Source organism: Streptomyces sp. CBMA152 (assembly GCF_014596475.1).
Lineage (GTDB): Bacteria > Actinomycetota > Actinomycetes > Streptomycetales > Streptomycetaceae > Streptomyces.
In genome coordinates this window covers 672,464-686,553 of the sequence record NZ_MECJ01000033.1, presented here as the reverse complement: position 1 = coordinate 686,553, position 14,090 = coordinate 672,464, and the positions used below count along the sequence as shown (strand labels likewise).

Genomic DNA, 14,090 nt, shown 5'->3' with positions numbered 1-14,090 from the left:
TGCCGTGACCAACACCGAGCAGCAGGACGCCGCCGTCACCGACCCGAAGCTGCTGGCCACCAGCGCTTACGGCGACGGTCGGCATCTGGCTGCCCGGCAGTCGATCTATCGCGCCGTTCGCCGAGACGATTCGGCGTGCTGAACAGCTGGTGCGGCGTGACATCGAGGACCGGGGCGCTTTCCGTATTCGGTGCCTGGGCGGCATTCTCGTCGGCCGCCGACGCCGTTGGCCCCCGCCAGCATCCGACCCCCGAAACGACCGCAACCCCCTCACCAATGGTGAGGGGGTTGCGACTGTCTGTGCGCCGCCAGGGACTCGAACCCCGGACCCGCTGATTAAGAGTCAGCTGCTCTAACCAACTGAGCTAGCGGCGCCTGCTGACAGAGAAAATACTACCTGGTCCGCGGGGGTGCTCCCGACCACCCGCAGGCGGCCCCGGACCCGGCCGCAGGCGCGGGCGCGGACCGGGGAAACGACACGCCTAGATCGCCAGTGAGAGCACCACCGGGGCCGCGCGGCGGTTCAGGGTGTCGGCTGCCGAGCGCAGGCGGTGGGCGTGTTCGATCGGCATCGAGAGGGCCAGGCAGCCGACCGCCGAGCCCGCCGTCAGCGGGACGGCCGCGCAGACCGTGCCCACCGCGTACTCCTGGAGGTCGAGCACCGGGACCGTCGCCGGCTGGGCGTCCAGCTTGGAGAACAGGATCCGCTCGTTGGTGATCGTCCGCGAGGTGAGGCGGGCGATCTTGTGGCGGGACAGGTGGTCGCGGCGGCCGTTCTGGTCCAGCTGGGTCAGCAGGCACTTGCCTACCGCGCTCGCGTGGGCCGCCGAGCGGAAGTCCACCCACTCGTTGACCTTCGGGGCGCGCGGCCCGTCCGCGTACTGGGTGATCTTCACCTCGCCGTCGATGTACCGGCTGATGTAGACCGCCGCGCCGACCGAGTCGCGCAGCTCGGTGAGGGTGCTCTGGAGCTTGGCCTCCAGGGCCTGCTGGCGCACGGCGCCGGAGCCGAGGAGGACCGTCGAGTCGCCGATGACGTACGCGCCGTCGGCGACCTGCTCCACGTAACCCTCGCAGCGGAGCATGAGAAGAAGTGAGGCGAGATGTGCGGTCGGCAAACCGGTCTCTCGTGCGATCTGGACATCCGTCACGCCGCCGGCGTGCTTGGAGATCGTCTCCAGGACGCGGAAGGCGTACTGCACCGAATGGAACGGCGCGGTCGGCTCGGGCTTCAGCGCCACGGTTTCCCCCTAGCAGGTCGAGACCGCAAGCTTGCCCAACCACGATAACCGCCAAGACCCCTTTCTGGTGGGGGTGTTGACGAGATTGATGATGCGCCCCGGCCGTTACGCTGGGGCGCATCCCTGTGGCATATGTCAATGGCACGGTCTGTGGCTGGAACCAGAGGTCAGAGCACCGCGCCCAGGAACTCGCGCGTACGTTCGTGCTCTGCTTCCGCAAAGATTTTTTCCGGCGGACCCTGCTCGATGACCTTCCCGGAGTCGAACATCATCACCTCGTCCGAGATGTCCCTGGCGAAATTCATCTCATGGGTGACGCACAGCATGGTGATGTCGGTCGTCTTCGCCACATCACGCAGGACGTCCAGGACCCCGGCCACCAGCTCCGGGTCGAGCGCGGACGTCACCTCGTCGAGAAGCAGCACCTGGGGGCGCATGGCCAGGGCCCGCGCGATCGCCACCCGCTGCTGCTGACCGCCGGAGAGCTGCCCGGGCTTCGCGTCGCCCCGGTCGCCGAGCCCGACGAGGTCCAGCAGATCCTTCGCGCGCGCGTGGGCCTCGTCGGGCGAGAGCCCGAGCACCCGCACCGGCGCCTCGGTGATGTTCCGCAGCACCGTCATATTGGGGAAGAGGTTGAACTGCTGGAAGACCATCCCGATCTTCTTGCGGGCCTCGCGCCGCTCCTTCTCGGCGGCCGGAAACAGCCGGTCCCCATTGACCCGGATCGTCCCGGAGTCGGGCGTCTCCAGGGTCATGAGCAGCCGCAGGATCGTGGTCTTGCCGGAACCGGACGGTCCGATCAGCGTGACATGGCGCCCCGGCTTCACCGAGAAGCACAGGTCGTCGAGGACCGTCGTGCCTCCGAAGCTCTTCGTGACGTTGTCGAAGGTGATCAGGGGGTGGTCAGGTGCGTGGTCAGCGGGCAAGGCGGCGCTCCAGGGCTCGTACGAGAAGGGATGCCGGGTAGGCGATGAGGACGAAGGCGACACCGACCACCGTCAGCGGCTCGGTGTACTGGAAGGTCGACGCCCCTTCGAGGCGCGACTGCTGGAGCATCTCCAGCACGCTGATCCCGGCGAGCAGCGGAGTGTCCTTGAGCATCGAGATGACGTAGTTGCCGAGCGCGGGAACGATTCGGCGGACCGCCTGCGGCAGGATCACCGCGAGCCAGGTCCGGTGCACGGGCAGGCTGAGCGCGGTGGCCGCCTCCCACTGTCCGTTGGGCACGGCGTCGATCCCGGCCCGGTAGACCTGCGCGGTGTACGTCGAGTAGTGCAGCCCGATGGCGAGGACTCCGGTGGTCAGCGCGGAGAACTTCACGCCCCACTCGGGCAGCACGAAGAACAGGAAGAACAGCTGCACCAGCAGCGGCGTGGTGCGGATGAACTCGGTGACGGCGGCGATGGGCCACCGTACGAGCCGGGCCGGGGAGCGCAGGCCGAGGGCCCACACCAGCCCCAGCGAGAACGAGATCAGCGAGCCGAGCGCCAGGACCTGGAGGGTGACGAGCATCCCGTCCCACAGGCGCGGCATGAAGTCCGAGACGGCGGACCAGTCCCAGGACGAGTGGTGCGCGGTGGTGCTCACTTGGCCGTCACCCCCAGGTTCGCCTTGGCCCGGCGCTCAAGTGCCTTCATGCCACGGGTGATTCCGAAGGCGAGGACGAAGTAGATGACGAGGGTGACGCTGTAGATCTTCGCGCTGTCCTGGGTGGCCAGGCGGACGAGATAGGCGGCGAAGGACACGTCTCCGACGCCGAGGAGCGAGACCAGGGCGGTGCCCTTGAGGAGTTCGATCAGCAGGTTGCAGAACGGCGGGATCATCTCCGGCACCGCCTGCGGCAGCAGGATCAGCCGCATCCGCTGCCAGGGCGTGAAGCTGAGCGCGATGCCCGCCTCGCGCTGCGCGCGCGTCACCGAGTTCAGCGCGCCCCGGACGATCTCGGCGCCGTACGCCCCGTACGAGAGGCCGAGCGCCAGGACCGCCGCCCACATCGGCACCAGCTGCCAGCCCACCAGCGGGGGCAGCACGAAGAACAGCCAGAACATCAGGACCAGGGCGGACATGCCCCGGAAGATCTCCGTGTAGCAGCCGGCGAGGAAGCGGACGAGGCGCGAGCGGTGCGTGCGGGCCATGCCGACCCCGAAGGCGACGGCCGCGGCGAGCGCCGCGCTGTACACGGTCAGCTGCACCGTGATCCATATTCCCGGCAGCACCCAGTGCTGCCACAGTCCCGCCGTCATCGGCACAGCTCCTTGGCGGTGAGGGTGGTCATCTCGGCCTCGGTGAAGCCGAACGGGCGCAGGATCCGGAAGAGTTCGCCGCTGTCGCGCATCTTGTGGATCTCGGTGTTGAAGGCGTCGCGCAGCGAGGTGTCGGTGGGGCGGAAGGCGAAGCCGCCGCCGTCGACCTTCTTCTTGCCGTCGACCACGGCGGCGAAGGGTGCGGTGGCCTCGGCCCGGCTGCTCTTCTTCACCACCGCCCGGGTGGTCAGCGCGGTCCCGGCGAACACGTCGACGCGGCCGGACTCGACCGCGTTCAGCCCGGCGACCTGGTCCTGGAGGATCACGATGTCCTTCTCCCGGAGCCCGGCGGCGACCGCGTACTTGATCTCCGCGTAGCCGGTGCCGGTCGCGAACCGGGCACGGCTGCGCACCACGTCCTCGTACGTGTGCAGGTTCTTCGGATTGCCCTTGCGCACGATGAACGAGTCGAGCATCTGGTACTCGGGATCGGCGAACAGGACCTGCGCGCACCGGTCCTTGTTGATGTACATCCCGGCCGAGACGACGTCGAACTGCTGGGAGTTGAGGCCGGGGATCAGCGAGGAGAAGTCGGTGGCGACCGGCTGGACGCGGCCGATGCCGAGCCGCTTGAAGATCACCTTGGCGAGTTCCGGCGCCTCGCCGGTGAACTTCCCGTCCTCGTCGACATAGCCGTACGGGACCTCGCCGGCGATCCCCAGCCGGACCGTGCCCTGCGATCTGAGCCGCCCGAGCGCGTCGCCCCCGGGCACTCTGGAGCAGCCGACGGCGGCCATGGCGGCGGCCCCGGCGGCGGAGGCGAGGAGCGTGCGCCTGCGGATCTGGTCTCTCGGTCGTGTTCCAGCCATGGCGGCGCCGCTACCCGCCTTCCACGCCGCCATGCGTATGGGTCCCGTATGCCTGATTGCGTACGGGTTTCACTGCTCCAGCGCGTGTGCGGCCCGTAGCACCAGGTCGTCGCGGTGGCGTGCGGCGACGAGTTGGAGGCCGATGGGAAGCCCCGCCGAGTCCGTGCCGACCGGGACCGTCACCGCGGGCTGCCCGGTCATGTTGAAGGGGTACGTGAACGGGGTCCACCCCGTCCACCGCCGCAGCCCCGACCCCCTCGGCACCTCCACGCCCGCCTCGAACGCGGTGATCGGCAGCGTCGGGGTGACCAGCAGGTCGTACGTGCGGTGGAAGCGGGCCATGCGGTGGCTGAGCTGGGCCTGCACCTCGGTCGCCGCCAGATAGTCCACGGCCCCGATGTGCGCGCCCTGCTCGGCGATCTCCCGCAGCCCGGGTTCCAACGAGGCCCGCCACGCGGACGGCAGCTGGTGCGCCACCCGGGCCGCCCCCGTGAACCACAGGGTGTGGAAGGCGGCGACGGGGTCGGCGAAGTCGGGGTCCGCCTCCTCCACGTACGCGCCGAGCCCCGCGAGCCGGGCGACGGCGGCCCGTACCGCCGCCGCGACCACGGGGCGCACGGCCACCTGTCCGCCGAGGTGCGGCGAGTAGGCAATGCGCAGGCCCTTGACGCCCTCGGCGAGCAGCGGCGAGACGGGCTCGGCGGGGCGCACCGACCAGTCGCGCCAGTCGGCCCCGCAGATCACGTCGAGCAGCAGCGCCGCGTCCGCCGCGCTGCGGGCCAGCGGGCCGACGTGTGCGAGCGAGCCGAACGGGCTCGCCGGGAACAGCGGCACCCGCCCGTACGTCGGCTTCAGCCCGACGACCCCGCAGAACGAGGCGGGGATGCGTATCGAGCCGCCGCCGTCGGTGCCGAGCGAGAGCGGCGCCGCCCCGGCCGCGACCGCCGCCGCGCTGCCGCCGCTCGACCCGCCCGCCGTGCGGTCCGGGTCGTGCGGATTGTGGGTGATCCCGGACAGCGCGGAGTCGGTGGTCGCCTTCCACCCGAACTCGGGCGTCGTGGTCTTGCCGACGAACACCGCCCCCTGCTCGCGAAGGCGTGCCACGGCAGACGCGTCCACATCCCAACTCCCCTTGGTGCTGGCCCCTTTGGAGCCGCGCAGGGTGGGGCCGCCGGCCATCGGGAGCGTGTCCTTCACGGACACCGGCACCCCGTCGAGCAGCCCCAGCGGCTCACCTTTCCGGCGCCGCTCGGTGGCCGCCTCCGCCTGCGCGAGGGCCTGCTCGGCGTCGACGCGGACGAACGCGTTGATCCGGGGCTGTACGGCCTCGATCCGGTCGAGCACCGCCGAGGTCGCCTCGACGGGGGTGAAGTCTCCTTTGCCGTATCCGTCCAGGAGTTGACGGGCGGTCAGATCGGCGAGTGCGGCGGTGCCTGTCGTCGGCTCAGTCATGACCGGGTTCGTACCCGCGTTTGCTGATCGACAGCGTCCGGGGCGACAGCCGGTCGGGGAATAAAACGGAGACACCCTCCTGTTCTGCTCTGTCGTACCCGTACGGCACGAACTGGAGGAGCGGACCGGTGGACGTGGACGACATTCGAGGGACGGCGTTCGGGACCGCGCCCGTGCCCCTGTCCGTACTGGACCTGGTGACGGTCGGCAGCGGCTACACCGCGACCCGGGCCCTGCGCACCAGCGTGGAGATCGCCAAGCTGGCCGAGCGGCGCGGCTTCACCCGCCACTGGGTCGCCGAGCACCACTCCATGCCCGGCGTCGCCTCCTCGTCCCCGGCCGTGATCCTCGCCCACCTCGCCGCCCACACCGACCGCATCCGGCTCGGCTCGGGCGGCGTCATGCTGCCCAACCACGCGCCGCTGGTGATCGCCGAGCAGTTCGGCACCCTGGAGGCGCTGGCCCCGGGGCGGATCGACCTGGGCCTGGGGCGCGCGCCCGGCACGGACGGGGCTACGGCCGCGGCCCTGCGCCGGACCGATCACCTCAATGAGGGTGCGGACGAATTCCCGCAGCAGCTGGCCGAGTTGACGCGTTTCCTGGACGACGACTTCCCCGACGGGCACCCCTACGCCCGTATCCACGCGGTGCCCGGACCCGTGCAGGGCCCGACCGGGCGGCCGCCGATCTGGCTGCTCGGCTCGTCCGGCTTCAGCGCCCGCCTGGCCGGGATGCTCGGGCTGCCGTTCGCGTTCGCGCACCACTTCTCGGCGCAGAACACGGTGCCCGCGCTCGACCTCTACCGCGAGTCGTTCCGGCCCTCGAAGGTGCTGGACGCGCCGTACGCGCTGATCGGGGTCTCGGCGCTGGCCGCCGACAGCGAGTCGGAGGCGCGCCGCCAGACGCGCACCAACGCGCTGTCGATGCTCCGGCTGCGCACCGGCCGCCCGGGCCTGGTGCCGACCCCGGAGGAGGCGGAGGCGTACGCGTACAGCCCCCTGGAGCGGGAGTTCGTCGACGGCTGGCTCGCCAACGTCGTCTCCGGCACGCCCGACCAGGTGCGCGACGGGCTCGACGCGCTGCAGAAGCGCACCGGCGCGGACGAGCTGATGCTGACCGCGAACGCGCACAGCCCCCAGGCGCGGCTGCGCTCGTACGAGCTGATCGCGGATGTGTACGGGGCGCCCGACCCGACGTAAAACCTGGGTTTCGGGTGGACCGTGGTCCAGCCCGTTCACCGGCCCGTCCAAGATCCATAAGACACCCTTAAACCGCTCGTCACCGATGGTGGCGGGCGGTTCGTGCGTACGGCGCACCTCCCTGACAAGCGGTTTCGCACCCAAATTGGTCTAGTCCTCAATTTGGTTCAGACCATTGACGTGTCCCGGTCGTGATCGCTATCACTGCTCCAACCGCCGTTTCGCTCACCCCCCGGAGGCCCGTCCGTGTCCGTCCGCAGACCTCTAGCCGCAGCCCTCACCACCGCGACGCTCGCCGCCGGTGCCCTGGCCGCGTTCGCGGGCCTCGGCCCGGCCGCCGCCTCCGCCGCTAACGCGCAGACCGTCGCCGCGTCCACCGGCGGCGTGAAGATCGCGTACTACGACCAGTGGAGCGTGTACGGGAACGCCTTCTACCCCAAGCAGCTCGACACCCGGGGCATCGCGGGCAAGCTGGACGTCATCAACTACTCGTTCGGCAACATCCACCCCACCGACCTCACCTGTTTCGAGGCCAACAAGGCGGCGGGCGACGACAGCAACGCGAGCGCCGGTGACGGTGCGGGCGACTCGTACGCCGACTACCAGAAGTCCTTCAGCGCCGCCGACAGCGTCAGCGGGGTCGCCGACACCTGGAACCAGCCGATCGTCGGTGTCTTCAACCAGTTCAAGGAACTCAAGGCCAAGTACCCCAAGCTGAAGATCAACATCTCGATCGGCGGCTGGAGTTACTCCAAGTACTTCTCGGACGCGGCCAAGACGGACGCGAGCCGCAAGAAGCTCGTGGCCTCCTGCATCAAGCAGTACATCCAGGGCGACCTGCCCGTCGACGGAGGCTTCGGCGGCCCCGGGACCGCCGCCGGGATCTTCGACGGCATCGACATCGACTGGGAGTACCCCGGCTCGCCCGACGGCCACCTCGGCAACCACTACGCGGCCGAGGACAAGCAGAACTACACGCTGCTGCTCGCCGAGTTCCGCAAGCAGCTGGACGAGTACGGGGCCGCGCACGGCGGCAAGAAGTACCTGCTGACGGCGGCGATGCCGGCCGGCCAGGACAAGATCAAGAACATCGAGACCGACAAGGTCGGGCAGTACCTCGACTACGCCAACATCATGACGTACGACATGCACGGCGCCTGGAACGGCAACGGGCCGACGTATCACCAGTCGCCGCTCTACTCGGGCGCGGGCGACCCCACCGACGTCATCAAGCCGGGCACCCAGAAGTACTCGATCGCCAATGCGGTCGACTCCTGGCTGGACGGGAACGCCGCGTACGGCATCGCGGGCGGCTTCCCGGCGAACAAGCTGACGCTGGGGTACGAGTTCTACTACCGGGGTTGGAAGGGCGTTCCGGCGGGCAGCGCCAACGGCCTCGCCCAGACGGCGACCGGCCCCTCCGCCGCGCGCCCGCTGAGCCAGCAGCCCGGTATCGCGCACTACAAGGAGCTCGGCGGCATCGTCGACAACCCGGCGACGACGTTCTGGGACGACCAGGCGAAGGCGTCGTACTTCTACAAGGACGGCGAGTTCTTCACCGGCCTGAACCAGAAGTCCATCCAGGCGCGGGCGGACTACGCGCACAGCCGGGGTCTCGCGGGCGCGATGATGTACTCGCTGCTCGGGCTCGACGACCAGACCACGCTGCTCAACCAGATCGTGACGGCCGTCGGTTCGTCCCCGTCGTCCACCCCGGACCCGACGACCCCGCCCACCACGCCGCCGACGACCCCGCCGACGACGCCCCCGACCACCCCGCCCACGAGCGGATGCACGGCGACGGCCTGGGACAAGGCCGGGGTCTACACCGGCGGGACGCAGGTCTCGCACAACGGCCACAACTGGAAGGCCAAGTGGTGGACGCAGGGCGACGAGCCCGGCACCACCGGCGACTGGGGCGTCTGGCAGGACCTGGGCGCCTGCTGAACCGGGGCCGCCCGAGGGCCTGTTGACCTGGCCAAGGCCCCCCAAGGGGGAAGCCGCCTCACCCCGTGCCGGGGGTGGGGCGGCTTCTTTGCGCTTTTACGCTCTGCAGCCCGCCGCCAGCATCACCGCGATGTGTTCCGGGGCGATCGCGCGGGAGTACAGCCAGCCCTGGCCCGTGTCGCAGCCGATGCGGCGCAGGCGCTCCGCCTGATGGGCCGTCTCGACGCACTCCGCCGTCACCGTGAGGCCGAGTCGATGGGCGAGCTGGACCATCGCCTCGACGATCGTCTCGTCGGCCGGGTTGGGGTGCACGCCCCCCTCGTCGTACTGGAAGCCCCGCACGAACGATCCGTCGAGCTTCAGTACGGAGACCGGGAGACGGCTGAGGTAGGCGAGGTTGGAGTACCCGGTGCCGAAATCGTCGATCGCGATCCGTACGCCCATGTCGGAGAGCGCCTGGAGGGCCTGGAGCGGGCGGCCCGCCGAGCCCATGACCGCCGACTCGGTGAGCTCCAGCTGGAGCAGATGCGGGGCCAGACCCGTCTCGGCCAGGATCTCCGCGACGTCCGCCACCAGGTCGGAGTCCCAGACCTGGCGTACGGCGACGTTGACGCTCACGAAGATCGGCGGCACGCCCGGGTGGTCGATCTGCCAGCGCCGCGCCTGCCGGCAGGCCGTGCGCAGCACCCAGCGGCCGAGCTGGACGATGGAGCCGTCCTCTTCCGCAATTCCGATGAACCGATTCGGCGCAAGTGTGCCGAACTGCGGATGGTTCCATCGCACTAGTGCTTCCACACCTTGTACGACCCCGTCGGCCATGCTGACGAGCGGCTGGTACTGGAGTCCGAACTCGCCCCGGTCCACGGCCGGGCGCAGCGTCGAGGAGAGCGCCTGGCGGGTCATGCGGTGGGCGTTGCGCTCCGGGTCGAAGAGCGTCCAGCGGGCCTTGCCGTCGGCCTTGGCCCAGTACAGCGTGGTGTCGGCGTCCTGCATCAGCCCCGTCGCGGTCGTCCCGGCGACCACCCGCTCCACCACGCCGATCGACGCCGAGACCGACAGGCGCTGCCCGGCCAGGTCGAACGGCTGCTGGAGCGCGGCCAGTACGGACTTCGCCAGATCCGCCAGCTGCTCGGTCCCCGTCGAGTCCTCGACCAGCACCGCGAACTCGTCGCCGCCCAGCCGCGCCACCAAGTGCCCACCGCTGCGTGCGTATCCGCTCTGGTCGGCGCAGTGGGTGAGGCGGGCGGCGACGGCGGAGAGGAGGCGGTCGCCGATGCGGTGGCCGAGGGTGTCGTTGACGGCCTTGAAGCCGTCCAGGTCGAGGTAGCAGATGCCGATCCGGCCGGTGCCGCCGCGTCCGTACGTGGAGGCCTCCAGGGCGCCCGCGAGCCGCTCGAAGAACAAGGTGCGGTTGGGCAGCCGGGTGACCGGGTCGTGCATCTGGAGATGGCGCAGCCGGGCCTGGAGCTCGCGGCGGTCGCTGATGTCGGTGATCGAGAGCAGCACACAGGTGCTGTCCGGCACGGGCGCCACCGTCACCTCGGCCCAAAGGGAGTGCCCGTCGGGGTGCTTGAGGCGGCGGGTGCAGCGGAACCGGGAGTGGCTGCCGTTCAGCACCTCGCGGTAGATGTGCCAGGTGCGGGCGTCGGCGGCGAGGTCGACGAGGTCGGCGGCGGCCTGCCCGCACAACTCGGCGGGCTCGGCGGCGAGCAGCGCGGCCAGTGCGTCGTTGGCGGCGACGACCGTGCCCTCCCGGTCGACGACGGCCATCGCGAGATGCGCCGCGTTGAAGGCGGCGCGGTAGTCGCGCGGCTCGGCCGCGGCGTAGTCGCGCGGCTCGGCCGTGAGGTGGTCGCGCACGTTGCCCGTGCCGAGGTCGTGCAGGTCCGCCGTGGTGAGGCCGCGCAGTTCCGGAGTCGTACGGTCGCGCAGCTCCGCCGTGGTGCGGCCGACCGCGTGACGTTCGGGCGGGCGGCCGGACGGCCGCTCGAAGGTCTCCGGATGACGCTCTGTGACCGGCGGCCGGATGGTCCCGGGGGCTGATCCCGGTCCTTCGGGGGTTCCGCTCACCGCTCGCTCCCGCTGTGCATTCGAGTCGTACAGAGATGTGGTCGGGGCCGTCGACCGGGTGGAGGACAGCCGCCCGGGGCTGAATCCACGCAGGAAAGTGTGCCGATCATAGAGGCAGGCGCAGCAGCCGATCCAGCTCCAATGCCGTGATCATGCGCACCCGGGAGTCGAGACCGATCGTTTCTGCATGGGTCTGGCCAGCGGCGATTCCCGTGTGACCGATTGTGACTTTCCGTGAGGCATCGGGGTGTCGGGCACGTGTCGGGCCCCTCACCCGACTGGGGCAGCGGAACAGGGCGTAATCCCTCAAACCCGCACAAGGTGGGTGAGGTGTCCCGCATTCCGTACCCGGAGGTCGACGTGGAGCGTCAGCTGACACCCGGGGGAGTGGAGCGCGTCCGGCTGCGCAGTGCCGCCGCCGCGCTCACCTCCCTCACGGCGGTGGCCGCCACCACCCTCGTGGCGGGCCCCGCCGTGGCCGCCGGATCGGCGATGCCCTGCGCGCTGCCCCGCACCGTGGCCCACCACTCGCTCGGCGTCGACACCTGGAACGACGCCTACCCGCGCCCGGTCCGCACCCTCAACGCGGTGATGATCTTCCTGTCCTTCCCGGACTCGGCGCCCACCGCCTCGCCCAAGGAACTGGCGAGCGACTACTTCCCGGCGACCAGCGACTTCTTCGCCCGGGCCTCGTACGGCAAGTTCAAGCTCGCCGCCCATCCGCAGCCGAACTGGGTGAAGATGCCGAAGGCGTCCACCGCGTACCGCATACAGCGCGACTGGGACCCGGACAAGCGCACCCAGTATCTGCGCGACGCGATCAGTGCCGCCGATCCGACCGTGGACTTCTCCGCGTACGACATCGTCTACCTGGTCGCCGACCCGTACGCGCCGGGCGTCGACTCGGACGCCACGAAGGTCGTCAACTTCGACCAGCCGCTGCGGGTCGACGGGACGGACATCAAGCGGGTCGTCACGGTCTTCGAACAGCATCCGCCGGACCGCAACGTCCTGGCCCACGAGACCGGGCACGTCTTCGACCTGCCGGACCTCTACCACCGGCCGGTGGACGGCAAGGGCGACTGGGACACGTATGTGGGCGACTGGGACGTGATGGGCAGCCAGTTCGGGATGGCGCCGGATCTGTTCGGCTGGCAGAAGTGGAAGCTGGGGTGGCTGGACCGGCGGCAGGTGGCGTGCGTGCCCGCGCGCGGCACCACCTTGACGCTCGTCCCGCTCTCCGCACCGCCCGAGGCCGTCGGCCGCGAGGGCGTGCGCCTCGCGGTGGTCCGCACGTCGGCGGACAGCGCGCTCGCCATCGAGGTACGGGACGCGACCGGCAACGACCGGTCGACCTGTACCGAAGGGGTGCTGATCTACCGCGTACGCAGCGGGTCCGCGTCCGGCAGCGGCCCCGTCGAGGTCCTGGACACGCACCCGGACACGGGGGCGTGCTGGGAGCGCTCGGTCTACCCGGCGCTGGCGGACGCGCCGCTGGGTGTCGGTGAGACGTACACCGTGCCGGGCGAGAAGATCAAGATCGAGGTGGCGGGGCGGACGCGGTCGGGGGGGTGGACCGTGCGGGTCACTCCGTGAGGCCTCTTACGGGCGCGAGTGGGTGTGGAGCGCGTGTCCGTACGCGAAAACGAAGAAGCCCTCCGCTTGCGCGAAGGGCTTCTTCCGTCTGTGCGCCGCCAGGGACTCGAACCCCGGACCCGCTGATTAAGAGTCAGCTGCTCTAACCAACTGAGCTAGCGGCGCCTGCTGACGTCGTAGACCTTAGCATCCTGATCGGCGGGAGGAAAAATCGATAAGCGGCGCCCGCCCGCGGAGCCGTCGCGGGCCGCTCGTACGCAGGCCCAGAGCAGGATGTCGGGGCCCGGCAGCCACGGCTTGCGGGTGTGCGGGGCGACCACCCAGCGGGCCGCCTCGGGGTGCCCGGAGCGCTCCAGCGCGGGGACGGTGACCGCGTCCCCGGTGCCGTGGCAGAGCAGCGGCGGCACGGCGGCCCACTCCTCCCAGTCGAGCAGGGACGGCAGGCGGTGGGCGGTGCCGGGGACGGCGAAGAGCAGCAGGCGGCCGCGGTGCCGGGCGACCGGGCCGGAGCCCGCGCCCTCGGACCACAGCCGGTCGAGCATCCGCCGCCCGAACACCGAGGGCGCGCTGACCACGTCGAACGCGGTGCCGCAGGGCAGCACGAGCGGGGCGGTCGGCCGCGCCTCCCACAGCGCGAGGGTGCTGCGCGGATGCGTGGCGGCCGTGACCAGCCAGGCCGCGCCCTCGGGGGTCACCTCGCTGACGGCGTCGTCGGCGAGCGGGGCCTCGTCGCACTCCAAGATGCTCATGTGACCTAGATCTACCGATCCCGGACGTTCTGTTCCAGTAGTTGCCGGAAACCGGGACAGGGCGGGGTGGGAGCGCGTATGGTGCGCCCCGCATATGCCGAGGGCGTGTGAACGGGCCTCGTGATCGAGTCGTGTGACCGAGGGTTACGGGGGCTGGCTGGGGCATCTGGAGGCGCGCGGCCCCTCGCCTGCGCCCTAGCCTGCGGCCCGGCTCCGCCCCCGGCTTGCGCGCCTGCGGCCCGCACCCGCCGTCCCGCCCGGCCCTGCGGCCCGCACCCACCGCACGGCCCCCGCTGCGGCCCGCTACTTCGCCTCGGTCCCCCGCAGCAGATCCCGTCCGAACTCGACCATCTTCTTCGCGTAGTCCTCGGTCCACTGCGCCCGGTCGGCGATGTCGGCGGCCGTGAGGCGGTCAAAACGTCGCGGGTCGCCCAGTTGCGCGGCCGCGATCGCCTGGTACTCGACGGCCCGGTCGGCCGCCGCGCGGAACGCGAGCGCCAGCTCGGTCGCCCGCGACAGCAGTTCGCGGGGGTCCTCGATCGACTCCAGGTCGAAGAAGTGCTCCGGGTCGGCGGCGGCCTCGGCAGGCTCGAACAGCAACGGCGCCGGCCTCAGCCGCTGCTCCTTCCGCTCGGGCTCCGCCATCAGGTCTCCTCCTGCCACAGTTCAACGGCCCGGTGTTCGCCCCGGGCCACCCTCCATTGTCCCGCGCCCCGCAAGTGGG

13 protein-coding genes and 2 tRNA genes are annotated in these 14,090 nt (G+C 70.6%); 4 read left to right on the top strand and 11 right to left on the bottom strand.

Annotated elements, in window-relative coordinates:
• Window positions 1-4: 4 nt before the first annotated feature.
• Entirely contained in the window at window positions 5-142 is a 138-nt protein-coding gene (locus tag BG418_RS35965) for a hypothetical protein (protein WP_223185840.1), read from the top strand.
• 159 nt (window positions 143-301) lie between these two features.
• Here BG418_RS35965 and BG418_RS35960 read toward each other — a convergent pair.
• The 7 genes from BG418_RS35960 to BG418_RS35930 form a co-directional block, all read right to left on the bottom strand.
• Window positions 302-375: transfer RNA gene (locus BG418_RS35960), tRNA-Lys, on the bottom strand.
• 107 nt (window positions 376-482) lie between these two features.
• Entirely contained in the window at window positions 483-1,241 is a 759-nt protein-coding gene (locus tag BG418_RS35955; protein ID WP_188278241.1) for an IclR family transcriptional regulator C-terminal domain-containing protein, read from the bottom strand.
• Window positions 1,242-1,408: 167 nt separating this feature from the next.
• Window positions 1,409-2,167, bottom strand: coding sequence for an amino acid ABC transporter ATP-binding protein (locus BG418_RS35950; RefSeq protein WP_188278240.1), 759 nt, complete (start codon window positions 2,165-2,167; stop codon window positions 1,409-1,411).
• Window positions 2,157-2,774, bottom strand: a complete 618-nt coding sequence (ehuD, locus tag BG418_RS35945) for an ectoine/hydroxyectoine ABC transporter permease subunit EhuD (protein WP_188278368.1) — start codon at window positions 2,772-2,774, stop codon at window positions 2,157-2,159. Before ehuD ends, BG418_RS35950 begins: the two co-directional genes overlap by 11 nt.
• 50 nt (window positions 2,775-2,824) lie before the next feature.
• A complete protein-coding gene (gene ehuC / locus BG418_RS35940) occupies window positions 2,825-3,484 on the bottom strand; it encodes an ectoine/hydroxyectoine ABC transporter permease subunit EhuC (protein WP_188278239.1) in 660 nt (219 codons plus the stop codon).
• Window positions 3,481-4,353: an ectoine/hydroxyectoine ABC transporter substrate-binding protein EhuB gene (gene ehuB, locus BG418_RS35935; protein WP_188278238.1), complete on the bottom strand. Its 873-nt coding sequence runs from the start codon at window positions 4,351-4,353 to the stop codon at window positions 3,481-3,483. Before ehuB ends, ehuC begins: the two co-directional genes overlap by 4 nt.
• A 69-nt stretch (window positions 4,354-4,422) precedes the next feature.
• Window positions 4,423-5,805 carry an amidase gene (locus tag BG418_RS35930; protein ID WP_188278237.1) on the bottom strand — a complete coding sequence of 461 codons (1,383 nt, stop codon included), beginning with the start codon at window positions 5,803-5,805 and terminating at the stop codon, window positions 4,423-4,425.
• Between the two features lie 89 nt (window positions 5,806-5,894).
• Here BG418_RS35930 and BG418_RS35925 point away from each other — a divergent pair, with 89 nt between their 5' ends.
• Together BG418_RS35925 and BG418_RS35920 are read left to right on the top strand one after the other, a co-directional pair.
• Window positions 5,895-7,004: an LLM class flavin-dependent oxidoreductase gene (locus BG418_RS35925; protein ID WP_188278367.1), complete on the top strand. Its 1,110-nt coding sequence runs from the start codon at window positions 5,895-5,897 to the stop codon at window positions 7,002-7,004.
• Window positions 7,005-7,250: 246 nt separating this feature from the next.
• Window positions 7,251-8,951, top strand: coding sequence for a glycosyl hydrolase family 18 protein (locus BG418_RS35920; RefSeq protein WP_188278236.1), 1,701 nt, complete (start codon window positions 7,251-7,253; stop codon window positions 8,949-8,951).
• A gap of 96 nt (window positions 8,952-9,047) precedes the next feature.
• On the opposite strand, the gene BG418_RS35915 is transcribed toward BG418_RS35920, so the two are convergent.
• Window positions 9,048-11,021: a putative bifunctional diguanylate cyclase/phosphodiesterase gene (locus BG418_RS35915; protein WP_399001591.1), complete on the bottom strand. Its 1,974-nt coding sequence runs from the start codon at window positions 11,019-11,021 to the stop codon at window positions 9,048-9,050.
• Between the two features lie 330 nt (window positions 11,022-11,351).
• Between BG418_RS35915 and BG418_RS35910 the strand changes: the two genes are divergently transcribed.
• Window positions 11,352-12,617, top strand: coding sequence for a M6 family metalloprotease domain-containing protein (locus BG418_RS35910; RefSeq protein ID WP_317453869.1), 1,266 nt, complete (start codon window positions 11,352-11,354; stop codon window positions 12,615-12,617).
• Window positions 12,618-12,708: 91 nt separating this feature from the next.
• Here BG418_RS35910 and BG418_RS35905 read toward each other — a convergent pair.
• The 3 genes from BG418_RS35905 to BG418_RS35895 all read right to left on the bottom strand — a co-directional run bounded on the left by BG418_RS35905 (window position 12,709) and on the right by BG418_RS35895 (window position 14,011).
• Window positions 12,709-12,782: transfer RNA gene (locus BG418_RS35905), tRNA-Lys, on the bottom strand.
• Window positions 12,773-13,366, bottom strand: coding sequence for a bifunctional DNA primase/polymerase (locus tag BG418_RS35900; RefSeq protein ID WP_188278235.1), 594 nt, complete (start codon window positions 13,364-13,366; stop codon window positions 12,773-12,775). Before BG418_RS35900 ends, BG418_RS35905 begins: the two co-directional genes overlap by 10 nt.
• Before the next feature lie 303 nt (window positions 13,367-13,669).
• Window positions 13,670-14,011, bottom strand: a complete 342-nt coding sequence (locus tag BG418_RS35895; protein WP_188278234.1) for a hypothetical protein — start codon at window positions 14,009-14,011, stop codon at window positions 13,670-13,672.
• Between the last annotated feature and the right edge of the window lie 79 nt (window positions 14,012-14,090).

Excerpts from the sequence above, each read along its gene's own strand:
- ehuD (WP_188278368.1), bottom strand. The coding sequence starts at position 2,774 with ATGCCGCGCCTGTGGGACGGGATGCTCGTCACCCTCCAGGTCCTGGCG.
- ehuC (WP_188278239.1), bottom strand. The coding sequence starts at position 3,484 with ATGACGGCGGGACTGTGGCAGCACTGGGTGCTGCCGGGAATATGGATC.
- ehuB (WP_188278238.1), bottom strand. The coding sequence starts at position 4,353 with ATGGCTGGAACACGACCGAGAGACCAGATCCGCAGGCGCACGCTCCTC.
- BG418_RS35930 (WP_188278237.1), bottom strand. The coding sequence starts at position 5,805 with ATGACTGAGCCGACGACAGGCACCGCCGCACTCGCCGATCTGACCGCC.
- BG418_RS35900 (WP_188278235.1), bottom strand. The coding sequence starts at position 13,366 with ATGAGCATCTTGGAGTGCGACGAGGCCCCGCTCGCCGACGACGCCGTC.
- BG418_RS35895 (WP_188278234.1), bottom strand. The coding sequence starts at position 14,011 with ATGGCGGAGCCCGAGCGGAAGGAGCAGCGGCTGAGGCCGGCGCCGTTG.